22 protein-coding genes are annotated in these 24,758 nt (G+C 34.8%); 11 read left to right on the top strand and 11 right to left on the bottom strand.

The window, feature by feature from the left end; translation table 11 throughout:
• Position 1: 1 nt before the first annotated feature.
• The 3 genes from pstA to phoU are packed head-to-tail and all read left to right on the top strand — an operon-like array spanning position 2 to position 2,383.
• Entirely contained in the window at positions 2–880 is an 879-nt protein-coding gene (gene pstA / locus E0I61_RS03690) for a phosphate ABC transporter permease PstA (protein ID WP_131990368.1), read from the top strand.
• A 1-nt stretch (position 881) separates the two neighbouring features.
• Positions 882–1,634, top strand: a complete 753-nt coding sequence (pstB, locus tag E0I61_RS03695; RefSeq protein WP_132069483.1) for a phosphate ABC transporter ATP-binding protein PstB — start codon at positions 882–884, stop codon at positions 1,632–1,634.
• A gap of 59 nt (positions 1,635–1,693) precedes the next feature.
• Positions 1,694–2,383: a phosphate signaling complex protein PhoU gene (phoU, locus tag E0I61_RS03700; RefSeq protein ID WP_131990366.1), complete on the top strand. Its 690-nt coding sequence runs from the start codon at positions 1,694–1,696 to the stop codon at positions 2,381–2,383.
• Between the two features lie 138 nt (positions 2,384–2,521).
• Here phoU and E0I61_RS03705 read toward each other — a convergent pair whose 3' ends face one another.
• The 5 genes from E0I61_RS03705 to E0I61_RS03725 form a co-directional block, all read right to left on the bottom strand.
• The gene (locus E0I61_RS03705) at positions 2,522–3,592 is read right to left on the bottom strand and encodes a glycosyltransferase (protein WP_132069485.1); all 1,071 of its coding nucleotides are present in this window, start codon (positions 3,590–3,592) and stop codon (positions 2,522–2,524) included.
• A gap of 192 nt (positions 3,593–3,784) precedes the next feature.
• Positions 3,785–4,498, bottom strand: coding sequence for a hypothetical protein (locus E0I61_RS03710; RefSeq protein ID WP_131990364.1), 714 nt, complete (start codon positions 4,496–4,498; stop codon positions 3,785–3,787).
• A gap of 91 nt (positions 4,499–4,589) precedes the next feature.
• The gene (locus tag E0I61_RS03715; protein WP_132069487.1) at positions 4,590–8,021 is read right to left on the bottom strand and encodes a hypothetical protein; all 3,432 of its coding nucleotides are present in this window, start codon (positions 8,019–8,021) and stop codon (positions 4,590–4,592) included.
• A 195-nt stretch (positions 8,022–8,216) separates the two neighbouring features.
• Complete coding sequence (locus tag E0I61_RS03720) at positions 8,217–9,473, bottom strand: aspartate kinase (protein WP_132069489.1); 1,257 nt, start codon at positions 9,471–9,473, stop codon at positions 8,217–8,219.
• 30 nt (positions 9,474–9,503) lie between these two features.
• Positions 9,504–9,983 carry a GNAT family N-acetyltransferase gene (locus E0I61_RS03725; protein ID WP_132069491.1) on the bottom strand — a complete coding sequence of 160 codons (480 nt, stop codon included), beginning with the start codon at positions 9,981–9,983 and terminating at the stop codon, positions 9,504–9,506.
• A gap of 170 nt (positions 9,984–10,153) precedes the next feature.
• Between E0I61_RS03725 and fbp the strand changes: the two genes are divergently transcribed.
• Complete coding sequence (fbp, locus tag E0I61_RS03730) at positions 10,154–11,173, top strand: class 1 fructose-bisphosphatase (protein ID WP_131914885.1); 1,020 nt, start codon at positions 10,154–10,156, stop codon at positions 11,171–11,173.
• 59 nt (positions 11,174–11,232) lie between these two features.
• On the opposite strand, the gene E0I61_RS03735 is transcribed toward fbp, so the two are convergent.
• Complete coding sequence (locus E0I61_RS03735; protein WP_131990360.1) at positions 11,233–11,664, bottom strand: tellurite resistance TerB family protein; 432 nt, start codon at positions 11,662–11,664, stop codon at positions 11,233–11,235.
• 179 nt (positions 11,665–11,843) lie between these two features.
• On the opposite strand from E0I61_RS03735, the gene E0I61_RS03740 reads away from it, so the two are divergent.
• Genes E0I61_RS03740 through E0I61_RS03750 form a run of 3 tightly spaced genes read left to right on the top strand, consistent with a single transcriptional unit; the run spans position 11,844 to position 14,456 of the window.
• Positions 11,844–12,437 carry a HupE/UreJ family protein gene (locus E0I61_RS03740; RefSeq protein ID WP_132069493.1) on the top strand — a complete coding sequence of 198 codons (594 nt, stop codon included), beginning with the start codon at positions 11,844–11,846 and terminating at the stop codon, positions 12,435–12,437.
• 2 nt (positions 12,438–12,439) lie between these two features.
• Positions 12,440–12,871, top strand: a complete 432-nt coding sequence (locus tag E0I61_RS03745; protein ID WP_131990358.1) for a deoxycytidylate deaminase — start codon at positions 12,440–12,442, stop codon at positions 12,869–12,871.
• Positions 12,872–12,884: 13 nt separating this feature from the next.
• The gene (locus E0I61_RS03750; protein ID WP_132069495.1) at positions 12,885–14,456 is read left to right on the top strand and encodes a S41 family peptidase; all 1,572 of its coding nucleotides are present in this window, start codon (positions 12,885–12,887) and stop codon (positions 14,454–14,456) included.
• A 31-nt stretch (positions 14,457–14,487) separates the two neighbouring features.
• Here E0I61_RS03750 and E0I61_RS03755 read toward each other — a convergent pair whose 3' ends face one another.
• The 4 genes from E0I61_RS03755 to E0I61_RS03770 all read right to left on the bottom strand — a co-directional run bounded on the left by E0I61_RS03755 (position 14,488) and on the right by E0I61_RS03770 (position 16,815).
• The gene (locus tag E0I61_RS03755; RefSeq protein ID WP_131990356.1) at positions 14,488–15,237 is read right to left on the bottom strand and encodes a lysophospholipid acyltransferase family protein; all 750 of its coding nucleotides are present in this window, start codon (positions 15,235–15,237) and stop codon (positions 14,488–14,490) included.
• Between the two features lie 68 nt (positions 15,238–15,305).
• Positions 15,306–15,911 carry an FAD-dependent oxidoreductase gene (locus E0I61_RS03760; RefSeq protein WP_132069497.1) on the bottom strand — a complete coding sequence of 202 codons (606 nt, stop codon included), beginning with the start codon at positions 15,909–15,911 and terminating at the stop codon, positions 15,306–15,308.
• 8 nt (positions 15,912–15,919) lie between these two features.
• Complete coding sequence (locus E0I61_RS03765) at positions 15,920–16,117, bottom strand: hypothetical protein (RefSeq protein WP_131990354.1); 198 nt, start codon at positions 16,115–16,117, stop codon at positions 15,920–15,922.
• Positions 16,118–16,236: 119 nt separating this feature from the next.
• Entirely contained in the window at positions 16,237–16,815 is a 579-nt protein-coding gene (locus tag E0I61_RS03770) for a MarC family protein (protein ID WP_132069499.1), read from the bottom strand.
• A 270-nt stretch (positions 16,816–17,085) separates the two neighbouring features.
• Between E0I61_RS03770 and E0I61_RS03775 the strand changes: the two genes are divergently transcribed.
• The 4 genes from E0I61_RS03775 (at position 17,086) to E0I61_RS03790 (ending at position 22,347) form a co-directional block, all read left to right on the top strand.
• On the top strand, positions 17,086–17,652 hold the full coding sequence (locus tag E0I61_RS03775; protein WP_132069501.1) for a DUF3109 family protein: 567 nt from the start codon (positions 17,086–17,088) through the stop codon (positions 17,650–17,652).
• Between the two features lie 262 nt (positions 17,653–17,914).
• The gene (locus E0I61_RS03780) at positions 17,915–18,892 is read left to right on the top strand and encodes a ribonucleotide-diphosphate reductase subunit beta (RefSeq protein ID WP_131990351.1); all 978 of its coding nucleotides are present in this window, start codon (positions 17,915–17,917) and stop codon (positions 18,890–18,892) included.
• Positions 18,893–19,069: 177 nt separating this feature from the next.
• Positions 19,070–21,484 (top strand): ribonucleoside-diphosphate reductase subunit alpha, encoded by a 2,415-nt coding sequence (locus tag E0I61_RS03785; protein WP_131990350.1) that lies wholly within the window; start codon positions 19,070–19,072, stop codon positions 21,482–21,484.
• 371 nt (positions 21,485–21,855) lie between these two features.
• Positions 21,856–22,347, top strand: a complete 492-nt coding sequence (locus tag E0I61_RS03790) for an RDD family protein (RefSeq protein ID WP_132069503.1) — start codon at positions 21,856–21,858, stop codon at positions 22,345–22,347.
• Between the two features lie 66 nt (positions 22,348–22,413).
• On the opposite strand, the gene metE is transcribed toward E0I61_RS03790, so the two are convergent.
• Entirely contained in the window at positions 22,414–24,738 is a 2,325-nt protein-coding gene (gene metE, locus E0I61_RS03795; RefSeq protein ID WP_132069505.1) for a 5-methyltetrahydropteroyltriglutamate--homocysteine S-methyltransferase, read from the bottom strand.
• Between the last annotated feature and the right edge of the window lie 20 nt (positions 24,739–24,758).

Below are 24,758 nucleotides of genomic sequence, written 5' to 3' on the forward strand. Positions count from 1 at the left end.
GATGACTAAAGAAATTCGTTTAGCAAAACAAAAAAGAAGAAACCAAAAAATTGCTTTTGGACTATTTCAATTCACCAGCTATGCCGTTGTGGGTCTTTTATTTGTAATATTGGCTTTCATAGTAATAAAAGGAATTGGCGTTATCAGTTGGGAGTTTATTACAGAAATGCCTAAAGAAGGGATGACTCAGGGAGGGATTTTCCCGGCGATAGTAGGAACACTTTGTTTGGTTTTTGGAAGTATGATTTTTGCCTTTCCTGTAGGTGTTTTGGCCGCTATATATATGAATGAATATGTGAAAGATGGCTGGATAAAAAAGATTATCAAACAAATGACCAATAACCTGGCCGGAGTTCCATCGATAGTTTTTGGACTTTTCGGGATGGCGTTGTTTGTTAATAAACTGGAATTTGGAGATTCCCTTTTAGCGGGGTCTTTGACCTTAGGATTATTGGTTTTACCGGTGGTAATCAGGACTACCGAAGAATCATTAAAGTCGGTGGATGATACTTTTAGACAAGCCAGTTTAGGTTTGGGGGCCAGTAAATGGCAAACGACCAGTGAAGTGGTTTTTCCTATTGCGTTTCCAAATATTATTACCGGGTTAATTCTTTCCATAGGTAGGGTTTCCGGGGAAACGGCACCAATTTTATTTACCGTTGCGGCTTATTTTTTGCCAAAATTACCCACTTCAATTTTCGACCAGGCCATGGCGTTGCCGTATCATTTATACGTGATTTCAACCAGTGGAACAAATATAGAAGCATCTCGGGCAATGGCTTATGGGACGGCACTTATTTTAATTATAATCGTATTAATTTCTAATTTATTAGCGAATGCGCTTCGTAAATATTTTGGAAAAAAAGTAAAAATGAATTAGTATGCACAAAATAGAATCAAAAAACATCAATTTTTATTACGGAGAAACTCAAGCTTTGCATGACGTTTCGCTATCCATGAAAGAAAATACAGTTACTGCATTAATCGGACCTTCTGGTTGTGGGAAATCGACGTATTTGCGTTTACTGAATCGAATGAATGATTTGATTGATAATACGAATCTAACGGGTTCGATTTTGATAGATGGGCAAGATATTTATGCAAAAAACACCAATGTAGATGATTTGCGTAAAAATGTCGGGATGGTATTTCAAAAACCAAATCCGTTTCCCAAATCCATTTTTGAAAATGTGGCGTATGGTTTAAAAGTAAACGGAATTACCGATAAAAAAATAATTGAAGAGCGCGTGATTACCTCTATTGAACAAGTGGCGCTTTGGGGAGAAGTGAAAGACAAACTGAAGAAGTCGGCTTTTGAGCTTTCAGGAGGACAACAACAACGTTTATGCATTGCACGTGCATTAGCGATTCAGCCTTCTATATTGTTAATGGATGAGCCTACTTCGGCTTTGGATCCAATTTCGACCTCCAAAATTGAAGAACTTATTTACGAATTAAAAAATAAGTATACAATCGTTATCGTGACACATAATATGCAGCAAGCAGGACGTGTGAGTGATACTACTGCTTTTTTCTATATGGGCGAATTGATTGAATATGATAAAACAAAAACTATATTTACAAAACCGTCACAAAAACAAACGGAAGATTATATAACAGGAAGATTTGGATAAGATTGATTTTGATTTGTATTCAGAATCGTTTAATTTTAAATCTTTTAAATCTTTAAAAAATGGGGTCACACATAGAAACAGAACTGGAAAAGCTTAAGGGCATAATAATAAAAATAGGAAATTTAGCCGAAAGTCAGGTGACTGAGGCTGTCAAAGCATTACTTTCAGAACCTGTCACGGAAGGTAAAGAAGTGAAAAAAACAGAAAACAAGATTGATAGACTGGATGTTAAGATTGATGAGGTTTGTCAAAGTATTTTTGCCTTGCATCAGCCAGTCGCTTCTGATTTACGTTTTATTATGTCAGCCATGCAGATTAGCAATGAAATAGAAAGAATAGGTGATTTGGCCATAAGCATCATAAAGAAATCTAAAAATATTAAAGATAAACATGACTTAATTGTTAAGTTTAGTATTGTTGATATTGCCAGACAAGTGGAGACTATTACAATAAAAACAAATGAATGTTTTTTAACTCGTAATGAAAGTACGATAGGTGAGATTTTCATATTGAATAATACCATAAAAAATGAAAGTGATGAAGCCATTCACAATATTATAAATGAAATGAAGATCAATTCTAAAACGGTAGTTTCAGGAACTAATCTTGTGATTGTTTTAAAACATTTGGAACGTATTTCGGAGCATTGTACAAATATTGCAGAGTATGTTTATTTTATGATTAATGCCAAAATTATCAAACACGAAAAGTTTGATGACAAAAAATTTGACTCCGATAATCTGGATTAATTTTTCAGATTTATTATAAAAACACACTAATTATATACTTTGAAAGTATGGTAATTAGTGTGCTTTTTGATTATGGAAGGAACCTAAATTAGGGCTTGTGTATTTGAAGTGTTTTATAAATTACAGTTGTAATAACGATTAATTCTTTTCAAAAACTTGGAATAATATTTTCCAGTCTAATGTAGTGTCTAATCGAGGCAATCCTTTATATTCCTCAATCTCTTGAATGTTTTCCATTCTAAAATCATCTTGTGTTGCATAAGGAACCAGACCTTCTTTCTTTAGTTTTTTTGCTAAATATTCTTGTTCATATTGACCGGGTGTTGGAATGAAAAAAGCTTTTTTTCTCAGTTGGGCTAGATCCATGATTGTAGTGTAACCCGAACGGCAAAGAACCATTTCACTTTCGTTAAAAGCCTGTTCCAGTTCGGTTGAATTCATGAAGTTGTAATACGTGACATTTCCAATTGCTGTTGTTTTTTGTTCCTTTTCGATATTTCCTTCAATGAAAATTACATTACCATTGTATTTAACAATCTCTTTTTTCAAATGTTTTTCTAACATGCCGCGTTGAGGTTCGGGGCCAGAGAGAATTACCATTAAATCATGTTTTTTTGGCAACAATTTCTTTTGTAGTCTGCTCAAAGGACCAATATATTTTGTTTTAAGATTTGGATTGTCAACATGACCTAGTTTGCCGGTTAGATTTAAAGTTCCGGCAAGATCGGGAACCCAACATTCCGTGTATTTTTTTATAATATATTGATGTACTTTACTGGTTATCCAAGTTGTATTTCCTGTCATCACATTCAATTGATGGGTGATAAATACGGAGGGTACATTCTTACTGAAAACCCCCAATCTGTTATCCGAAATAATTCCGTCTATTGCATATTTTTCAATCCAATTTTGAATTATTTTTTTTTCTTCCAGAATAGCTTTTACCATTTTGGGGCCATTTTTTATTAATTTCCACTTAAAATTGGCGCCATTTTTAGCATATTCAATTTGATAGGATGGCAGTTCCAATGTTTGGAGGTTTGGAAACTCTTTTCGCAGTAATTCAAGAGCAATACCATCAGAGGCAATTATTGGGATGTAGTTGTTATCTTGTAAAGCTCTAATGATTGGAATACAACGGGTGGCATGTCCTAAACCCCAGTTTAAAGGTGCAATCAAAATAGTTTTAGGGGCGGTTTTTATATCCATTTCTAATTGTGTCAAATGTTTTTTATAGGTGAAAGATACATAAGTTAAGCCCTTTTTTGTATTTGCAAAATATTACTAAACTATTAAGTTATTAAATACTGTTTCAGACTATCTTTTTCTTTCTGATGGACTAAAATAAAGAAAGGCTATCTTTTTTAGGGATAGCCTTTTCAAGATACTTTCTATAAAAAATTATTCTTGGATATAGGTTTTATTTCCGTTTGAGTTAATATAATATTTTCCTCCTCGAGGACCGGTATATACTTTTTTTCCATTGTATTCTCCAGTTATTTTATCGGCTACTTTAGGCGCTTTTTCATTGGTTTCTTTAATTTTTTTTACTGATTTTGTATTTGTAGCTTTTTCTTTTACGGTTGCTTTAGCTGTCGCCACTTTATCTTTTGCTGTTTTTTTAGACGCGGTTGCTTTTTCTTTAGTTTCTGCTGCTTTATCTTTTACAGTTTCAGCTTTTTCTTTAACTGTTTTTTTAGCTACTTTATCTTTTGCAGTTTCCACTTTTTCTTTAGCTGTAGTTGCTTTTTCTTTTGCAGTTTCGGATTTCTCTTTAGCGGTTTTTTTAGCGGCAGCTGCTTTTTCTTTAGTTGTAGTTGCTTTGTCTTTAGCCATTTCAGCTTTGTCTTTAGCTATTTTTTTAGTTGCTTTATCTTTTGCAGTTTTCACTTTTTCTTTTGCAATTTCGGCTTTCTTTTTAGCGGTTTTTTTTGCTGTCTCTGCTTTTTCTTTGGCTATCGCCGCCTTATCTTTTGCTGCTTCAGCTTTTTCCTTTTTGGCTTTAGCCAATTTTTCAGTTTTAGCTTTTGCCGCTTTCTTTTCGGCTGCAGTTTCTTGTGCATGCAAGTTTGCCGAAAGGATAATCATGAAACATAACAACAGTAATTTTTTCATAATAGTTTGATTTTAAGTTTTATATAATAAAAATAATAAAAAATAATCATATTTGGAAAGTCATCCGATGAAATTGTTTCAAATTTAAATATTAAAAATAGGCTCTCAATTGAACATTTCCGGTATGAATGGCTTGGCTTGTTTCACTTTTCCGTCCTTGATAATTGAAATTAATGTCTAAAAATTGTGTGATGTTTTTTTGCAAAAGCAATCTCCAAGTCAAGTTCTGACCGGTTTGTAAACCTTCGAGCATTTGAAATCCAACCGAAGAAAATTCATTTCCTTCAAATTTATTTTGATAAAAAGAAACTTCTCCATTCAGCGTTATTTTTTTATCACTGGCATAGGAAAAGGCAGTTCCAAAACGGTTTTGTAGTAATGTTTCGAAGACTCCAATCTGGTTTTCTTTGCTTTGTAATTCATAAAAAATATCCCAACTGGTATTTTTAGAGAATAAATAACTGATTTTTGGTGCCAATTGGTACCCGTTTATAGCATAATTTTTTTCTGGAAAATTCTCAGATTGAATGGCTGTTTGGATCGTTTTGACAAAAAAACCGAACAGCCAACTTTTTTGGTACAAATGTCCATATTGCATTTGATGAGAGCTGTTTGTAGCTTCTTGCGAACCGATTGACAATAAGTTTTTCGTTTTATTTTGAAGATAAGAATAGGTAATCGAATGGTTTTGCTTCCCTCTATTGTAAAACAAGCTATTTCTTAAGCTGGAATTTAATCCCAGTACATTTTCATTGGAACCACTAAACGGATTTAATTCAAAATTATCTCCGTCACTTCTCATTTTCCTATCGATTATAAATGCCGTTTGATTATAGAAATAGGAAAGTAATTTTTTTAATCCTTTTTCATTTTGCCATTGATTCGGGTTTAAGGTCACGGATTGTGAGAACTTATTTTGATGTGTTTTTATATAAATCCGATTGGGTAAAAATACTCGGATGAATTTTGCCTGATCGATAAATGGAGCAACTTCAAACTCTTGTAATTCCTGAATTCCATTGCCGTTATAATCATTCCATGTATATACGCCCTGACCTGCGGAGACTTCGAGATAGGTAAATTCCTGTTGTGGAATGGTTCCTGAATTCGTTTCATAAACTGTTGTACTTTGGATTAATTGATTGAAAAAACGATCCGTGTACACTATTCTGGAATTTAATGAAGGTTCTTTTTTTCTTGTTGCATCCACAAAATCCAAGATTCTGTAATTGGCATAAAGGGACAAATCACTTTTATTGGTTTGTATCAATTTAGATTTCAGCATAAAAGTCTGGGAAGAATTTACGCGCTGAATCAAGCCATTTTGAAGGCTGTCATTAGTTCTTCTTAAATATCCCAATTCTACAAAAACTTTAGTGCTGTCACCACGACCGGTAAAAAAACCATATTCCGTAAATTTCTGGCTTAACGTCGAAAATTGATTTGTTGCTTTATCTTTTTCTTGATTATCCTCTAAACGCAAGCTGGAACCAACCCAATTTTTATCGAAATGAAAACGCATTTGAGATTGGTTTCTTAAAAATTTCGACGATGACACACTGCCATCGCTTTTTAGGAAACTGCCTTGGTTTTGAAAGGTCCATTTTTTTATTCGAAACAAACCATTTAAAATATGTCTGCTGCCAGAAAAATTTCCGAAGAAATCCAGTTTTTCAAATTGATACAACAGCATTCCTTTATTGGTGGATTTCGGTTCTGGATTTAAGTCCAATTGCAGACCGGAAACTAATAAACTTTGATTTCCAACAGCTGCGGTTCCTAAATTCCAGTCTCTGTCGAATTCTATATTGTACAGTCGTTCCACAGATCTGAAATCTTTTTGTATAAATTGATAATTGGCAAAAGCATCAACCTGCCATTTTTTTGAAAAAAGCCGTTGCTTTGCGTTGATTTTCCCTGCCAAGCCTTGATTGTTGGAGTCGTCAATGGATGAAAATAAATTTTTATCATTGTTGCTAAGGCCAATTTCAAAATCGACAGCCGTTTTTTCATTGGGTTTGTATTTTCCCAAAAAGGTGGCAACTTGAATTTTTGTTGGCGCAATGAGCTGAATTATGGGTTCATAGTTTCCTTGAGGAATACCATTTATTGGTTGGATGTATTCGTAAACACGGGTAATTGTAGCAGAATTTGTCACGATATAATTCCCATTATTGGTTCCTGCTAAAGTGAATCGAACATTGAATAATTCCTGTTGAGCGTCATTTGAGTATTCGAAAATTTCAACTGCATTAAAAAGCGTTTTTCGATACAGCACTTTGTTCTCCGAATAGGAATCAGCATAGGCGGAAGGTGCCGTCATTAAGTCAGGATTATCTCCTGAATTGACTAATATTTGGGCTTGTTCTTGTGATAAATTTTGTTGTAGCGGCTGGTTTTTCAAGTCGTTTTCCGAATATAAATACCCTCCAAAACTCCATTTTTCATTTTCATGCGTGGCACCGGCATAGGTTACAAAACGGGTGTAATTCCTGTCGGAATATTGATATTCTATGGCAATCCGCATTTCGGAAGTTATGGTAAAAAGGGGCGTAAATACAATTTCACCCGCATTGTAATCTATCGTATAATCATTGTTTTCGCCTCGTTTCAGTAAAATACCATTTACATAAACCCGCTCTGAACCCGAAACCACTAGGACATACAATTCTCCATTTTGCCCTTTTAATTTGTAAGGACCTTGATTGCCTTCTTGTCCCACAAAATTACTTTTGACATATTGTCCCCGAACTAATGCTGCTGATGCAAATACATTTGTTTTATTTTCTTCGGTTCCAAAGTTGAAATTAGTCGCCAGTCCCTGTACTTTTTTATTGAAATTAAGGAATTGGGTTTTCTTGTTCTCGAGAAAAATATCTCCTGCCCGAATGTTCCATTGGTCACTGAATAACTCCATGAAAACATTGTCAAACTGATCTAGTTTTTGAGAATAGCCGCCATCCTGTAACGGGATATTACTGTCTTGGATGGAGGCTCTCAAGCTTACTTTTTCGGAAATTTTTCCTGTGATTTGTAAATCTAAATTAGAGTTCAAAACCGCATTTTGATTGTTTCCTATGGTAATGCCACGTGTAATACTTCCTGAAGTATTCAAACCGTCAAAAGGAACATTTTTCTTTAGGTTTTTATCTTCAATTTTATATAGATTTCCAGTCCCTGCTTCATTACTGACGACTCTGCTGGGGTCGTAAATGCGGTATTCTTTGGTTAGTATTTCAGGAAATTTAAGATAGTGTATCGTAAGCGAATCGGAGTTAAAAGAGCTATTTTCCTTTAAAATTAAAGCCCCTTTTTTAAAATCTATCTTAAATAAAGTACTGTCGATGGGTTTGCCATTGGCGTCAAGCAGTTTGAAAAAACTGGAATTAATACTTTCTTTTTCAATGTAAATAGTGTCGCGGGAAGGAAGAATTTTTTTGGTTTTGTACAGCGAATTAATTTCCTGTGCATGGAGCCCAGAAAAACAGCCTATTACAATCCAAAAAAGTAATTTTTTCAACATAAATACTATAACTCGACAGTATCAAAAGTAGTACTTATAATCCGATAATTAGAAAATGCGTCAATCAGAAAATAAGGAAATAGACAAATCGATATATTCAGGTTTAGAGTTCTTGATTTTAGGCTTTGGAACATTATTAAAAATGGGAATCAAAATTAAATTTCGATTCCCATTTTTAATAATGTTGGACAGTGTTTAAACTTCTTTAGTGATCACTTGCATGGTTTCACGACTGACTTGTTTCAATAAAACTACTTTGTTTTTTTCAACAGTTTGAGCTGCTTTGTCGTTGAAATGTCGGATAGTATATAAGGTTACATTTTCGTCGTAATCCACTTTAAATTTTTTAGATAAAATAGCATTCAGTGCTTTAAAATTATCGAATTTATCTTCCACGCATACAGAGAAACTAATCGCAGAATTCTGGATTAAGTTTACCTTTATCTTGAATTGGTGAAACAGAGCAAAAATCTCGCTGATGTTTTCTTCCATGATGAAAGAGAAATCTATAGAGGAAAGCGAAATCAGAAGCTGGTTTCTTTTGACAATAAAACAAGGTAAATACGGCTCTAAATCGACACCTTTAGAAACACTTGTCCCTTTTAATAATGGGTTTATAAATGATTTTACATACAAAGGAATTTCCTTTTTTTGTAAAGGTTGCAGTGTTTTTGGGTGAATAACCGTTGCGCCGTAAAAAGCTAATTCAATGGCCTCGCGATATGAAATTTGATTTAATAAACTTGCGTTTTCAAAATATCTCGGGTCGGCATTCATTACTCCAGGAACATCTTTCCAGATGGTTACGCTTTCGGCATTTAAGCAATACGCAAAAATTGCAGCAGTATAATCGGAGCCCTCACGACCTAAAGTGGTGGTGAAATTATTCTCGTCTGAACCCAAGAAACCTTGTGTGATGTTTAGTATTTTTCGTTTTACGTTTTTAGAAATGTTTTTCTGTGTCAATTCCCAATCTACTTCGGCATCTCTATAATTTGCGTCTGTTTTTATGAAATTACGCACATCCAGCCATTGTGTTTTTATTTCCATGAAATTCATGAAATGGCTTAGAATAGTTGTCGAAATTAATTCACCATAACTTACAATCTGGTCGTAAACAAAATTATAATTGGGAGATTTATTATGTGTCAAGAAATATTCTAAATCAGCAAATTGAGTATTTACAGCGGCAAAAACTTCGTTTTTGTCATCTTCAAATAAATCCATCAAAATTTGATTGTGGTATTTTTTTACTTCTTGGACTGATGAATTTAATTCAGCTGATTTGTCGAAATAGTTTTTTATGACAATTTCCAATGCATTAGTTGTTTTTCCCATTGCAGAAACTACCAACAACACATCTTCGTAACCCACTTTTTGTAAAACGTCATATACGTTTTTAATTCCTGCGGCATCTTTCACAGAAGCTCCTCCAAATTTGAATACTCTCATAATCTTTTAAACAAAAATTGTTCTTTTACTTTATTTCAATTTATTCTCTACAAAATGGTTGATTCCTGCTTCATCCATTTGTACAACATCCCAATCCCGTAGCACTTTTGCACCTGATTTTTCGTAAAATTCTATTGCCGGGGTATTCCAGTCCAGTACATTCCATTCCACTCTTCGAACCTGATCTTTTTTACCCTGTTTTATAATTTCAGAATACAAAGCATATCCAAGTCCGGTTCCACGCATTTTGTCTTTTACTACTAAATCTTCTAAATGAATTGTTTTTCCTTTCCAGGTCGAATAGCGGTAATAATACAATGCGATACCCACGATTTCGTTATCGGCTTCGGCAACAAAAACATGAAATAAAGGAACAGGGCCAAAACCATCCCGAATTAAATCGTCAACAGTTACAAGAACAGCATCTGGCTCCTTTTCAAAGTCGGCTAATTCTTGGATAAGACCTAAAACAGCTGGCATATCTTGAGGGTTTCCTCTTCTAATATTCATAAATTTTTATTTTAATGATTTAAAAATGCAATAAAACTGCATTTTTACGTATTAATTGTGTGTTTTATTCAGCAAATATACAATACTGACAAACTAAATAAATAGTATTCAAATTGTTTTCACAAAAAAAACGATATTTGTGACTTCAAAATAACTACATCGATTTCGTAATGGAAGAACGCAACAAAACACTAGGAGAATTTATCATTGAAAATCAAAATGCTTTTCAATATTCGTCAGGCGAATTATCCCGAATCATTAACTCGATCCGATTGGCTGCCAAAGTGGTCAATTATAAAGTAAACAAAGCTGGATTAGTTGATATTGTGGGTGCTGCCGGAGAACAAAACATACAAGGAGAAGATCAGCAAAAACTCGATGTTTATGCGAATGAAGTTTTTATTCAAACTTTAATCAATCGTGAAATTGTATGTGGTATTGCTTCCGAAGAGAATGATGATTTTATCACTGTAGAAGGAAGTGACAACAGTCATAATAACAAATATGTGGTTTTAATGGATCCGCTTGACGGTTCATCAAATATTGATGTAAATGTTTCTGTTGGAACTATATTTTCGGTTTATAGAAGAGTTACCCCAATAGGAACTCCAGTTACAATTGAAGATTTTTTACAGCCGGGAATCAATCAGGTTGCAGCGGGATATGTTATTTACGGAACCTCGACGATGTTGGTTTATACAACAGGACACGGAGTGAACGGATTTACGTTGAATCCGGCCATTGGAACCTTTTATTTATCGCATCCAAAAATGCAATTCCCAACCGATGGTCATATTTATTCCATTAACGAAGGGAACTATGTTCATTTTCCGCAAGGAGTAAAAGATTATATAAAATATTGTCAGTTAGAAGAAGGAGACAGACCTTATACTTCAAGATATATTGGGAGTTTAGTCTCGGATATTCATAGAAATATGATTAAAGGCGGAATTTATTTATATCCTACGAGTTCTAAAGCACCAAAAGGTAAATTGCGTTTATTGTATGAATGCAATCCGTTAGCTTTTATTGCTGAGCAAGCGGGAGGAAAAGCCTCAGACGGTTTTAATAGAATCATGGAAATTGAACCGACGGAATTACATCAAAGGGTGCCGTTCTTTTGCGGAAGCTACAACATGGTGGAAAAAGCGGAAGAATTTATGCATAAAGCTAAATTAAGCAAATACTAAAAATGCAGGTTTAATAAAAAAGCTCCCAGATTTCTGGGAGCTTTTTTTATACTTTACAATTACTTGTTCATGTTTTGCATTTCGAAAAGGAAAGTGTCTATATCGACTTTTCTATCTACTAGTTTTAGTGCTTTATGTACAATGTAATCTACATTTTCAGCATTAAAGCCTAGTGCTACTCCAATTTTTCTCAATAATAATTCTTGTGTGTCGCCTAACTGATGATCCACATGTACCATTCTCGCTAAATCAAACAAACGTTCCAGTCTTTGCTCATGCAAATAAGGAGCGTTTATGGGATATTTTAATGGGTTTTCTAAAATTTCTTCATATTCTGCTTGAGAAATTTCTAATCGAACAGCCAGTTTGTCTAAAAATAATTTTTCTTCTGGAGCAAACTTATCGTCAGCCAGTGCTACGCGAACAATAGCTGAAAAATGACCTTTATTTCTTTGTTTGAATTCGCTATCAAATAAATCTGAAAATGACATAATTATTGTTTTTTTATCTTACAAAGATAAATCTATTTTTAAATTAATGATTTTAATTTTTTTATATTTTTTCTTTGAATTTGATCTCTTTTGAATTGCATTTATTTAAATAATCAAATCAATCATTTTCAAAATTAATCGTAAGTTTACAACCCCTTTATCAACCTAATAAATTACCTATGTCAGAATTTTGGATTTACTTTCAAATAGGATTAAAACACGTTTTAGATATTCATGCGTATGACCATGTTTTATTTTTAATAGCCTTAGCGATTCCTTTCTCTTTTAAGGATTGGAAGAGAATTGTGCTTCTGGTGACGCTTTTTACCATTGGACATACGATGGCTTTGTTGCTTTCTGTTTTTGGTATAATTGCAATTAAAGTGAATGTTGTCGAATTATTAATTCCAATAACGATACTGATAACGGCGTTGTTTAATCTTTTTACGGCGGGAAAATCAAGTAAGCAAGAAAGTATAAATTTGGTGTTTTTCATCACGCTTTTCTTTGGGATAATTCATGGATTGGGTTTTTCAAATTATTTCAAGTCAATTCTCGGAGGCGATGCTACGGCTCAAGTATTGCCATTGTTAGAATTTGCATTAGGAATAGAAGCGGCCCAGATTGTAGTGGTTTTTGTAGTTTTGATTTTGTCGTATATTGTTCAAACCGTTTTCAGATTCTCGAAACGCGATTGGACCTTAGTAATGTCGGCATTTATAATAGGAGTAGTAATACCAATGATTGTTGAAAGTGAAATCTGGATTAGATAAAAATGAACGAAAAAAAATTAAATAAATACGATAAAGCGTATCTTAGAATTGCAAAAGAATGGGGTCTTTTATCGTATTGTAAACGCAAACAAGTTGGTGCGATTATTGTGCGAGATAGAATGATAATCTCTGATGGTTACAACGGAACGCCATCTGGTTTTGAAAATTGCTGTGAAGATGACGAAGGATTGACACGTTGGGATGTTTTACATGCTGAGGCAAATGCGATTCTGAAAGTGGCACGATCTACACAATCCTGTGAAGGAGCTACTTTGTATATTACGCTTTCGCCTTGTAAAGAGTGCAGCAAATTGATTCATCAATCCGGAATAAAAAGAGTGGTGTATCAGAATGGATACCGTGATGATTCAGGAATTCAGTTCCTGATAAAAGCAGGAGTTGAGGTGGAACATATTCCAGTATTAGAAGAATAAATGTTGTCTTCATATGAAATATAACGTAAAATATTTGCCCATTATTATTTTCTCAACACTCGCCTTGGGTGTTGTGCTGGGCGGAATGTTGAATTTTCCTAATGCGGCTGACTTTTCAGCCAGAAACAATTCCAGAAGCAAACTCAATAAACTGATTGATTTCATTGATAATGAATACGTCGATGATATCAATACGGATTCTATTGTAAATCTTACTGTAGATAATATTCTGGCGCAACTCGACCCGCATTCAGTATATATTCCGCCAAGCGATCAGCTGGAAGTGGTAGAAAGCATGAAAGGAAATTTTGTGGGAATAGGCGTGAACTTTTATATGTACAACGATTCAGTTGCAGTTATAAAACCAGTTGAAAATGGGCCTTCGGCAAAAGCAGGAATAAAGGCAGGAGACCGAATTTTGTATGCCGATAAAACGAAATTATTTGGACGCAAATTGCCAAGTGATAGTTTGTATTCTAAATTGAAAGGAACGGTAGGTTCTGATATAGAGCTTACTATCTACAGAAAATCGGAAGGCAAAAAACTAAAAGTAAAAATAAAACGGGATGTTATTCCTCTAAAAAGTGTCGATGCGGCGTTGCTTTTGAGTAATAAAACGGGCTATATAAAAATAAACAGATTTGCCGAAACTACCTATAGAGAGTTTATGGCGGGTTTAACTAAGCTGAAACAACAAGGTGCAAAATCACTCGTTATTGATGTTCGCGATAATGGAGGTGGTTATATGGAAGAAGCGATTGCTATTGCCGATGAATTGTTGACAGATAAGCAGCTGATTGTTTTTACCAAAAATAAAAACGGGAATATAGACAAGACATTTGCAACCAAGAAAGGCAGTTTTGAAAACGGAAGCGTATTTGTTTTAATCAATGAAAACAGTGCTTCAGCCAGTGAAATTCTAGCGGGCGCCATTCAGGATAATGATAGAGGAACTATTGTGGGGCGTCGCTCTTTTGGGAAAGGATTGGTGCAGAGAGAAATGGATTTTGCGGATGGTTCAGCGGTTCGATTGACTATTGCCAGGTATTACACGCCAACGGGTCGTTCTATTCAAAAGCCTTATTCGAAAGGGAATGAAGCGTATTTTAAAGAATCAGAAGCTCGTTTTGGAAATGGAGAGTTGTATGAAAAAGACAGTATAAAAGTTTCTGATACTTTGAAATTCAAAACTAAAAAAGGTAAAATTGTTTACGGCGGAGGCGGAATTGTTCCTGATGTTTTTGTGCCGCTTGAAGTGGAGCATGGAAATGAAAGTACAGCTTATTTATTGCAATCCGGAATCGTTGGTAATTTTGTTTTCGAACAATTAGATAAAAACAGAAGCGCTTTTAAAGGACTTACTTTCGAACAATTCAAAATTAAAATGGATCAAACGGATTTGTATTTTAATTTGTTTCAAAAATTTATTTTCGGAAACGGATTGGATTTGAAGTTTGGAAAAAGCAAGTCATTGGTAAAAAGATACTTAACTGCAGAATTCGCCCGACAATTGTATGGGGAAAGCTATTATTATGGAATCATTTTGAAAGAAGATGCGATGATTAAGGCAATTTCCAAGAAGTAACAGTAAAGGAAAATATTTGTTTTAAAAACTATTAATTTTCATTATCCCAATCTTTTCTATACCGAATGAGTTCTTCATCTATCATGTTTTTAGACGTGTTTAATAAATAGGTTGCATCTTCAGAGTAAATAGGTGGAAAAAAAGTGATTTTAATTTCAGTAGTCCATTTTCCAAAACATTTTAAAAAATGCGGAATGAAAGTGTCGTCTCCGACAAAAGCATCTGTTTTTTCTTTATAATCAATAGCAATAGGAATAACCGCGGATTTAATCTTAGTGGCCATCACAAAAGAACCGTAATTAAAATCCAGAGTCGTTGGCAAAACATCTGTTGTGCCCTCCGGGAAATTAATGATAGAATATCCTTTGGCCAGAACTTCTCGAATATTTTCGGCAGTTTCTTGTCTGCTTTTTTGGCACTTTCTATCTACAAATACAACACCGGATATTTTACAGATATAGCCAATAAGCGGCCATGATGCCACCTCTTTCTTTCCTACAGGAAAAGCATGGATTAGATTTACAATAACGATTGGGTCAAAATAAGAACGATGGTTGGCCACAATCAGTCCTTGTATGGTAGGTTTTTCTCCGTAAATTATGGTACGAATGCCTAAAATGATATTAAGTCCTCCTATTAAAAAATCACGTAATAAAAGTGCTCTTTTGGAATTATTTTCTTCGCTACAAAAGAAACTCATGAAATAGAAAATAATCGAGAAAAAGGAAACGAATAGTATAAAAACGATGAGCCTAATCAGGCCCAATAATAGTGATAACATAAAACAGTGTATTGAAAAATGCAAACCTACCACTATTTTTCCAGTGATTTTTCAGAATGAAATTCTATTTATCTAATACTGTCATGTGCATGAGTCTGCACGCCGTCATTCCATGCCGTAAGAATATCTGTTGCAACTGCGGCACCGCTTCCGGCAGCAATAGCCAGTTGACTTCTCCAGCCTGCTAAAGTTCCTATAACATAAATTCCTTCGGCAACTTTATGGTCGCTGTTTTTTAACTGGATTCGTTGTTTTTCAGGAAGGGATTTTTGATGGGGTTCTACATAATGCATCAATCCATCTATTGCAAAAGTATTTGCGGATCCAATGCCTATGACGATTATTTTTGTTTGGTAGGAATTCTTGTTTGTAAGGACTGTAAATTCCGGAAATTGTCCTTCAATTTTTAGTACTTTTTCCTCTGGAATTTGAGTAATATGAGGATAAGCTTTCGAAAGATGTTCCGTGCTTTCCTCCAATAGTTCGGAGCCTAATTTTCCTGGAGGAATTCCGTATGCATTATTAAACAGCGCTTCTTGAAGAGATGATGTTTTTTGATGGGTGAAAATGCCGATTTTTTTGTCAGTAGCAAAGGGTTTGTTTTTTGCAGAACCCAAAACGAGTGCGCATGACATTCCAGAAACCCCACCGCCAACTACAAGAATATCAAACATTGTTATGGTTACTCATTTGATTTTTCTTCAATCTTTTTAGCCATTTTAAAAATCAAAAGAATTAAAACGGCACAAAAAGAAGCAGCAATTCCAATAAAAGCAACTACGCTATCTCCTTGAAATGGATTTCTAAAATCCAACAAAGTAACATTAAATATGATTAGCGCTATTGCTAAAAACACCAATATGTTAGTAAAAATTTTCATAATACGTTTTTGTTTTTGATATAAAAGAAACAGATTTTTTATTTTAGAAACACATGTCAGTTCAAAAATCAGATTATCTTTTTAAATTATCTTAGGGGGTAAATTTATGAAAATTTATTTTAGACAAACAAACCTTTAACATTCGCAGCGAATAATTTAACAGCAATGGCAAGAAGTACTACGCCAAAAGTCTTTCTAATGACGCCAAGTCCATTTTCTCCTAGTATTTTTTCGATTTTAGAGGATGATTTCAAAACGATATATACCAAAATAATATTCAATAGTATTGCGATAACAATATTTATAGTAGAAAACTGCGAGCGTAAAGAGAGTAAAGTAGTCATTGTTCCGGCTCCGGCTATCAAGGGAAACGCCAAAGGTACAATAGATGCAGAACTCGCTTCTTCATCTCGATAAATGCGAATGCCTAAAATCATCTCTAATGCCAGAAAGAATAATACGAATGAACCAGCAACGGCAAAAGAATTGACATCAATCCCTATTAAATTCAATAATTCTTCTCCCACAAAAAGGAAAACAATCATAATTATACCGGCTACTATTGAAGCTTTTTCGGATTCTATGTGCCCATGTTTTGATCTTAAATCAACAATAATAGGAATGGTTCCCACGATATCAATTACAGCAAAAAGTACCATTCCAACCGTAATTATTTCTCTAAAATCGATTTCAAACATATTTTTTTTTGTTTGCAAAGTTAAACTTTTCGGTAGATTTTTGATTAAAATTAAATTTTATTACAACAATTCTGATTCATTTTTTACAGACTGATTTTCAATTGATTTGTTGTTTGTTATGATTGTATGTTTCTTACTGTTAGTTTGTTAGTTGGTTTTAAAAGTCAATTATTCCATTGGTTTTTAAAAAAGTTAAAGTTAGTTTTTATCTAAAAAATTACAATTTACTTTAACTACCTTTGCGCTTTATAATCTCAGTACCCCAAAATAATGTTTCAATTAGGAAAAACGATCGTCTCAGAAGACATACTCGAAAAAGATTTTGTTTGCAATTTGTCAGCCTGTAAAGGAGCATGTTGTGTTGATGGCGACGCGGGAGCTCCATTGAGCGTTGAGGAAACTAAGATATTAGAGGAAATTTATCCTAAAGTAAAACCATTTTTACGCAAACAAGGAATTGCCGCTATCGAAGCGCGAGGAACTTGGACAAAAGGAACTGATGGTGATCTTGAAACACCACTGATTGACAATAAAGATTGTGCTTACGTAATTTTTGATGGTAAAACGGCTTTGTGCGGGATCGAGCAAGCGTATAATCAAGGGATAATTGACTGGAAAAAACCTGTTTCTTGTCATTTGTATCCTATTCGTGTTAAAGATTTCACCGAGTTTGCTGCCGTTAATTATGATAAATGGGACATTTGTGATCCGGCCTGTTCTTTAGGTCAGGAACTAGAAGTGCCAGTGTATAAATTTGTCAAAGAAGCTTTAGTTAGAAAGTTTGGAGAGGATTGGTATGCGGAGCTAGAAATAGTCGCGCAAGAACTCAAAAAATAAATCTAAAATAAATTCAAATTTCCTTGTTTACTGTTTTTAAAATCCTATATTTTACGGTACTTCATCTCTTTTTTTAAATTTTAAAATGCTGATTTATAGATATCTAAAATCTATATTAAAAATGTATCGATTTTTTCCGTTTGTTAAAAACTAGGGCCGATTGTGAATAAGTTTGACTTTTAATTTCGGCAATATTTCACAATCTTTGTAATCCACAGAAAGCATAAAATTTCGTTAAAATCTCAAAAAATAAACAATTATAATGGCGCAAGTTGAACCAATTTTACAAGAAAATAAAAATCGTTTCGTAATTTTTCCTATCAAACACCATGATATTTGGGAATTTTATAAAAGTATGGAAGCCAGTTTCTGGACTGCTGAAGAAATCGATTTGTCACAAGATTTAAACGACTGGAATAATAAACTTTCTGATGAGGAACGGTATTTTGTAAAACACATTCTTGCTTTTTTTGCTGCTTCTGACGGAATCGTAAATGAAAATCTTGCTGAAAATTTTGTGAACGAAGTGCAGTATGCTGAAGCAAAATTCTTTTACGGTTTTCAAATCATGATGGAAAACATTCACAGCGAAACATATTCGTTGTTGATTGATACCTATGTGAAAGATGAAGTGGAGAAAGATGAATTATTCAACGCTTTAGAAGTTTTTCCTGCGATTAAGAAAAAAGCGGACTGGGCTTTGAAATGGATCGAATCCGATTCGTTTGCGGAACGTTTGATTGCTTTCGCAGCGGTGGAAGGGATTTTCTTTTCGGGAGCGTTTTGTTCTATTTATTGGTTGAAAAAACGTGGATTGATGCCGGGATTGACATTTTCTAACGAATTGATTTCTCGCGACGAAGGGGTACACTGTGATTTTGCGGTGCATTTGCACAACCACCACTTGGTTAATAAAGTTCCAAAAGAAAGAATCAGAGGTATTATTGTTGATGCTTTAAATATTGAAAGAGAATTTATCACTGAATCACTTCCTGTGAGTTTAATAGGAATGAATGCGGTATTAATGACACAATATTTAGAATTTGTTGCTGACAGATTATTAGTGGAATTAGGTTGCGACAGAGAATACAATACGTCAAATCCTTTTGATTTTATGGATATGATTTCGCTTCAGGGGAAAACAAACTTCTTTGAAAAGAAAGTTGCCGAATATCAAAAAGCAGGTGTTATGAACACGGATGAAGATGCTCAAAAAATATCTTTTGACGCAGATTTTTAGAAAGTAGTTATCGCATCAGCGGGTGTTTTAGCCCCGATGGAAGGGAATATCCTTTTTGTTTTTTTTCTTTAAAAAAACAAAAAGATTGGAATGGCAGCGGGATTAGCTTCCCAAAAAAATGAAACAAATACTCAAAAATGGGAAAGGGATTTTCTGTTTTTTAAAACAATTAAGCGTATGTATGTAGTTAAAAGAGATGGGCACAAAGAGCCGGTAATGTTCGACAAAATCACTGATAGAATTAAAAAACTATGTTATGGTTTGAATGATTTGGTTGATGCTGTGAAAGTGGCAATGCGAGTAATTGAAGGACTTTATGATGGTGTTTCGACATCAGAGTTGGATAATCTTGCTGCCGAAACTGCCGCGTCAATGACTATTGCGCATCCTGATTATGCACAGTTAGCCGCTCGTATTGCAATCTCAAATTTACATTCGAATACAAAAAAATCATTCTCTGAAACGATGAGTGATATGTTCAATTATGTAAACCCAAGAAACGGTCAATATGCTCCGTTGCTTTCTGAGGAAGTACATAAAGTGATTATGGATAATGCGGAGTTTCTAGACTCACACATTATATACAATAGAGATTTCAACTACGATTATTTTGGTTTTAAAACCTTGGAAAGATCGTATTTACTAAAAATAAACGGTAAAATCGTAGAGCGTCCGCAACACATGTTGATGCGTGTGTCTGTTGGGATTCACTTAGACGATTTAAAGTCAGTAATAGAAACCTATGACTTAATGTCGAAAAAGTTCTTTACGCATGCAACGCCAACGTTGTTCAATGCCGGAACGCCAAAACCTCAAATGTCCTCTTGTTTCCTTTTGGCGATGCAAGATGATAGTATTGACGGGATTTATGATACGTTGAAACAAACGGCAAAAATCTCTCAATCAGCAGGGGGAATTGGACTTTCTATTCACAATGTAAGAGCAACAGGTTCTTATATTCGTGGTACAAACGGAACGTCAAACGGGATTGTTCCAATGTTGAGAGTATTTAATGATACTGCACGTTATGTAGATCAAGGTGGAGGAAAACGTAAAGGAAGCTTTGCTATTTATATCGAAACTTGGCATGCGGATATCTTTGATTTTCTGGATTTGAAAAAGAATACCGGAAAAGAAGAAATGCGTGCAAGAGATTTATTTTTTGCCATGTGGACTTCGGATTTGTTTATGAAAAGAGTACAGGAAGACAGTTATTGGACGTTGATGTGTCCTAACGAATGTCCAGGATTGTATGATGTGTATGGCGAAGAATTTGAAGCGATGTACATTGATTACGAGAAACGTGGAAAAGGTAGAAAAACCATCAAAGCACATGAATTGTGGGAGAAAATTCTGGAATCGCAAATCGAGACCGGAACGCCTTACATGTTGTATAAAGACGCAGCCAACAGAAAATCAAACCAGAAAAATCTAGGTACCATTCGTTCTTCGAATTTGTGTACGGAGATTATGGAATTTACTTCTAAAGATGAAATTGCGGTTTGTAACCTGGCTTCTCTTTCGTTACCGATGTTTGTGGAAAACAAGAAATTCAATCATGACTTGTTGTACACCGTTACCAAACGGGTGACGAGAAACTTGAATAAAGTTATTGACAGAAATTATTATCCTGTAAAAGAAGGAGAAAATTCTAATAAACGCCACAGACCAATTGGTCTTGGAGTACAAGGATTGGCTGATGCTTTCATTATGTTGCGTTTGCCATTTACGAGCGACGAAGCTAAAAAACTGAACCAAGAAATTTTTGAGACTTTATATTTTGCAGCCGTAACCGCATCGATGGAAATGGCCAAAGAAGAAGGTCCTTATTCTAGTTTTGAAGGTTCACCAATATCTCAAGGAGAATTCCAGTACAATTTGTGGGGAATGAAAGATGAGGAATTATCTGGTCGTTGGGACTGGGCTTCCTTGCGAAAAGAAGTGATGGAACACGGAGTGAGAAACTCATTATTAGTGGCGCCAATGCCAACTGCTTCGACTTCTCAAATTTTGGGTAACAACGAAGCATTCGAACCCTATACTTCTAATATTTACACGAGAAGAGTACTTTCGGGAGAATTTATTGTGGTGAACAAACACTTGTTGCACGATTTAGTGGAACGTGGTTTGTGGAACGAAACATTGAAACAAGAATTAATGCGAAATAACGGTTCGGTTCAAGACCTGAATATTCCGCAAGACTTGAAAGAATTGTACAAAACAGTTTGGGAAATGTCCATGAAAGACATTATCGATATGTCTCGTCAGCGTGGTTATTTTGTCGATCAATCACAATCATTGAACTTATTCATGCAAAATGCCAATTATTCTAAATTGACATCGATGCATTTCTACGCTTGGCAATCCGGATTGAAGACAGGAATGTATTATTTAAGAACAAAAGCTGCGGTGGATGCGATTAAATTTACATTGAACAATGATAAAAAAGCAGAACCAATTGAAGTGAAAGAACAGCCAATCGCTGTTCCTGTAGTAGCAGAACAAGTAGAGATGACTGCCGAAGAATACAGAGCAATGATTGAATTGTCTAAAAATGCAGGACCGGACGAATGTGAAATGTGTGGATCCTAAGGATTTCAGAATGATGATTAATGATTTTTGATTTTTGATCGAAAATCAGTATAAATAAACCTTTTGCTATTTTGGCGAAGGAGAAATTTCAAGCAGTTATTGTAATGATAGCTGCTTTTTTTTTGAGCTATTTACTTCGTCAGTTCGCTTCGCTCGTGTCCCGATTTTTGTTACAATCTTTTTATTTTTAAAGAAAAATAAAAAGGATTTCCACTTCAAACGAAGTTCACTGAACTCCAATTAAAATTAAAGTTAAGTGAAGTAATCGCGGCTAAAACACCAAGATTTAATATTCAAATTTGTAAACAATTCACTATATTTGAGATTGTTATTAGCCTTAAAGCATTTTATAATAATCAAAAATATTAAAAATGGAAAATAAAAAATTTACTGTTACAGATGATTTATTAGCTTCCAAAAGCCAGCGTTTCCTGAATTTCCTTATCGACGTATTGATAGTTTATATCATCGGAATCACTATCGGCACTACCATAACTATAATTGGAGACTTGACTAATAGTTATGCCGCTTCGAATTGGGTTAAAGCATTGAGCCCCATTGAAAATTTATTTTTCGGACTCATTGTCCTGTTTTTTTACTACGGACTTACTGAAATGTATTTCTCCAGAACCTTTGCTAAATATTTTACAAAAACACTAGTTGTCAAACATGACGGTTCAAAACCCAATATGAAAAGCATTATTATACGAACAGTATCGAGATTGATTCCTTTGGAGCCTTTTTCTTTTTTAACTGGTGCACGCGGATGGCATGATACATTATCCGTTACGTATGTGGTGAAAAAGCATGAGTTTATAGCAAAAAAGAAATTGCTTGACCCATCCGATGAAATTGTAGTTTAATACTAGTTTCACTTAAAAAAGAAACCTAGTAGATTTAAAAATCTACTAGGTTTTTTATTTTAACTATTAAACGGTTACAATATTTTCCACAGCAATTCTCATCTCTTGAGCAGCGGCTACCATTTCGATTAAAGCCTTTTTAGTTTCGTCCCAATGGCGGGTTTTTAAACCACAATCCGGATTTACCCAAAGTTGGCCTACAGGAATAACTGCCGAAGCTTTTTCTAATAATTTCACCATTTCGGTACTGGAAGGCACACGAGGTGAGTGAATATCATAGACTCCTGGGCCTATTTCGTTTGGATAATTGAAATCGGCGAAAGCATCCAGTAATTCCATTTGCGAACGCGAACATTCTATGGTGATTACGTCGGCATCCATATCAGCAATATTCTGGATGATATCGTTGAATTCACTGTAGCACATGTGGGTATGAATCTGGGTGTCATCTTTTACGCCACTTGCCGAAATTCTGAAGGCTTTTACCGCCCAATCCAAATAGGTTGCCCATTCTTCTTTTCGCAGAGGCAATCCTTCTCGAATGGCGGGTTCGTCAATTTGAATGATTTTAATTCCTGCATTTTCTAAATCGACTACTTCGTCTCTGATCGCCAATGCAATTTGGGTGCAGGTTTCTGAGCGTGGCTGATCGTTACGAACAAACGACCATTGTAAAATAGTTACGGGACCGGTTAACATTCCTTTTACCCATTTTGGTGTTAATGCTTGTGCAAAAGCAGACCATTTTACCGTCATCGGATTCGGGCGGGAAACATCACCATAAATAACGGGAGGTTTCACACAACGGCTACCGTAACTTTGTACCCAACCGTTTTTGGTAAACGTAAATCCATCTAATTGTTCACCAAAATATTCCACCATGTCATTGCGTTCAAATTCTCCGTGAACCAAAACGTCAATGCCGGTTTCTTCTTGAAAGCGGATGGTTTCTTCGGTTTCTTTTTGAAGTAAATCATCGTATTGTTGTTGGCTTAATTCTCCTTTTTTAAATTTGGCTCTCCAGCTTCGTACTTCCGTTGTTTGCGGGAAAGAACCAATAGTTGTAGTCGGGAATAATGGAAGATTTAATACATCTATTTGCTTTTTTCTTCTAATGGCAAATGGATTTTCTCTTTGGTCATCACCAGTTGTAATGCTGGCAACACGATTTTTTACCGCATCATTATGGATTAAAGTGGATGTTTTTCTGTTTTCATTGGCAACAGTATTTTCTTGAAAACGAATCGAATTAGTGGTGTCTATTTCATTCGAAGCAAAATATTTAAGCAGTACTATTTCTTCTGTTTTTTGTTTGGCGAAAGCCAACCATTGCTTGACTTCAGGAGTTAGCGTTGCGTTATTCGTTTCTAATTCCAAATCACACGGCGAGTGGATAAGAGAGCACGATGGCGCAATTAGGATTCTGTTTTCGCCAAGCGCATCAGTCGCTTTCTTGATAATAGCCAAGGAATTTTTGAAGTCATTTTTCCAAATATTTCTGCCATCCACAACACCAAGTGAAAGATTTACATTACTTGATAATTGTCCGGATTCCAGTATGTCATCCAATTGGGAATGACAACGAACCAAATCTAAATGCAAAGTATGGACGGGCAAAGCAAGAACGGTGTCAAGATTTTCTCCAAAACAATCAAAATAGTTGGCAAGAATTAGTTTGATTTTAGGGAAGCGTTTGTTGATTTCGGTATATGTATAAGTGATGGCGCTTCTTTCTCTATCCGTTAGATTCAAAGCCAAAAATGGTTCGTCAAATTGAATCCATTCTACATTTTCATTATCCAGTTTTTGAAGAATTTCAAAATATACCGGAAGCAATTTATCGATAAGGTCTATTCTATGGAAACCTGCTTCTTTTTCTTTTCCGAGAAGCAAGTAGGAAACAGGTCCTATAAGTACAGGCTTTGTAGCGATTCCTAAAGCATTGGCTTCTTTGAACTCATCGATTATTTTTTCGGTGAATAATTTGAATTCTTGGTCTTTGGTAAATTCCGGTACGATGTAATGGTAGTTGGTGTCAAACCATTTTGTCATTTCCATAGCAACTACATCTTGTCCTTCTTTTTGCGAGCCTCTGGCCATAGCAAAATACAAATCGATGGTAGAGTTTGTTTTAGCTAATTCTTGATAACGTTTTGGAATAACTCCTAATGTAAGTGATAAATCCAGGACTTGGTCGTAAAACGAAAAGTCATTGGAAGGGATTAAATCGATTCCGGTTTCGGCTTGTAGCTGCCAGTTTTGCTTGCGGATAGTGGCACCTACAGTTAAAAGTTCGTCTGCGGAAATTTTTCCTGCCCAGTACGATTCACAGGCTTTTTTTAATTCTCTGTTGCTACCAATTCGCGGGTAGCCAAGATTGTTTGTTAGCATTTTTTTTGCTTTTTAAATGA

The sequence above is a fragment of the Flavobacterium ranwuense genome (assembly GCF_004349315.1).
Taxonomy (GTDB): domain Bacteria; phylum Bacteroidota; class Bacteroidia; order Flavobacteriales; family Flavobacteriaceae; genus Flavobacterium; species Flavobacterium ranwuense.

Excerpts from the sequence above, each read along its gene's own strand:
- pstA (WP_131990368.1), top strand. The coding sequence starts at position 2 with ATGACTAAAGAAATTCGTTTAGCAAAACAAAAAAGAAGAAACCAAAAA.
- pstB (WP_132069483.1), top strand. The coding sequence starts at position 882 with ATGCACAAAATAGAATCAAAAAACATCAATTTTTATTACGGAGAAACT.
- phoU (WP_131990366.1), top strand. The coding sequence starts at position 1,694 with ATGGGGTCACACATAGAAACAGAACTGGAAAAGCTTAAGGGCATAATA.
- E0I61_RS03705 (WP_132069485.1), bottom strand. The coding sequence starts at position 3,592 with ATGGATATAAAAACCGCCCCTAAAACTATTTTGATTGCACCTTTAAAC.
- E0I61_RS03710 (WP_131990364.1), bottom strand. The coding sequence starts at position 4,498 with ATGAAAAAATTACTGTTGTTATGTTTCATGATTATCCTTTCGGCAAAC.
- E0I61_RS03715 (WP_132069487.1), bottom strand. The coding sequence starts at position 8,021 with ATGTTGAAAAAATTACTTTTTTGGATTGTAATAGGCTGTTTTTCTGGG.
- E0I61_RS03720 (WP_132069489.1), bottom strand. The coding sequence starts at position 9,473 with ATGAGAGTATTCAAATTTGGAGGAGCTTCTGTGAAAGATGCCGCAGGA.
- E0I61_RS03725 (WP_132069491.1), bottom strand. The coding sequence starts at position 9,983 with ATGAATATTAGAAGAGGAAACCCTCAAGATATGCCAGCTGTTTTAGGT.
- fbp (WP_131914885.1), top strand. The coding sequence starts at position 10,154 with ATGGAAGAACGCAACAAAACACTAGGAGAATTTATCATTGAAAATCAA.
- E0I61_RS03735 (WP_131990360.1), bottom strand. The coding sequence starts at position 11,664 with ATGTCATTTTCAGATTTATTTGATAGCGAATTCAAACAAAGAAATAAA.
- E0I61_RS03740 (WP_132069493.1), top strand. The coding sequence starts at position 11,844 with ATGTCAGAATTTTGGATTTACTTTCAAATAGGATTAAAACACGTTTTA.
- E0I61_RS03745 (WP_131990358.1), top strand. The coding sequence starts at position 12,440 with ATGAACGAAAAAAAATTAAATAAATACGATAAAGCGTATCTTAGAATT.
- E0I61_RS03750 (WP_132069495.1), top strand. The coding sequence starts at position 12,885 with ATGAAATATAACGTAAAATATTTGCCCATTATTATTTTCTCAACACTC.
- E0I61_RS03755 (WP_131990356.1), bottom strand. The coding sequence starts at position 15,237 with ATGTTATCACTATTATTGGGCCTGATTAGGCTCATCGTTTTTATACTA.
- E0I61_RS03760 (WP_132069497.1), bottom strand. The coding sequence starts at position 15,911 with ATGTTTGATATTCTTGTAGTTGGCGGTGGGGTTTCTGGAATGTCATGC.
- E0I61_RS03765 (WP_131990354.1), bottom strand. The coding sequence starts at position 16,117 with ATGAAAATTTTTACTAACATATTGGTGTTTTTAGCAATAGCGCTAATC.
- E0I61_RS03770 (WP_132069499.1), bottom strand. The coding sequence starts at position 16,815 with ATGTTTGAAATCGATTTTAGAGAAATAATTACGGTTGGAATGGTACTT.
- E0I61_RS03775 (WP_132069501.1), top strand. The coding sequence starts at position 17,086 with ATGTTTCAATTAGGAAAAACGATCGTCTCAGAAGACATACTCGAAAAA.
- E0I61_RS03780 (WP_131990351.1), top strand. The coding sequence starts at position 17,915 with ATGGCGCAAGTTGAACCAATTTTACAAGAAAATAAAAATCGTTTCGTA.
- E0I61_RS03785 (WP_131990350.1), top strand. The coding sequence starts at position 19,070 with ATGTATGTAGTTAAAAGAGATGGGCACAAAGAGCCGGTAATGTTCGAC.
- E0I61_RS03790 (WP_132069503.1), top strand. The coding sequence starts at position 21,856 with ATGGAAAATAAAAAATTTACTGTTACAGATGATTTATTAGCTTCCAAA.
- metE (WP_132069505.1), bottom strand. The coding sequence starts at position 24,738 with ATGCTAACAAACAATCTTGGCTACCCGCGAATTGGTAGCAACAGAGAA.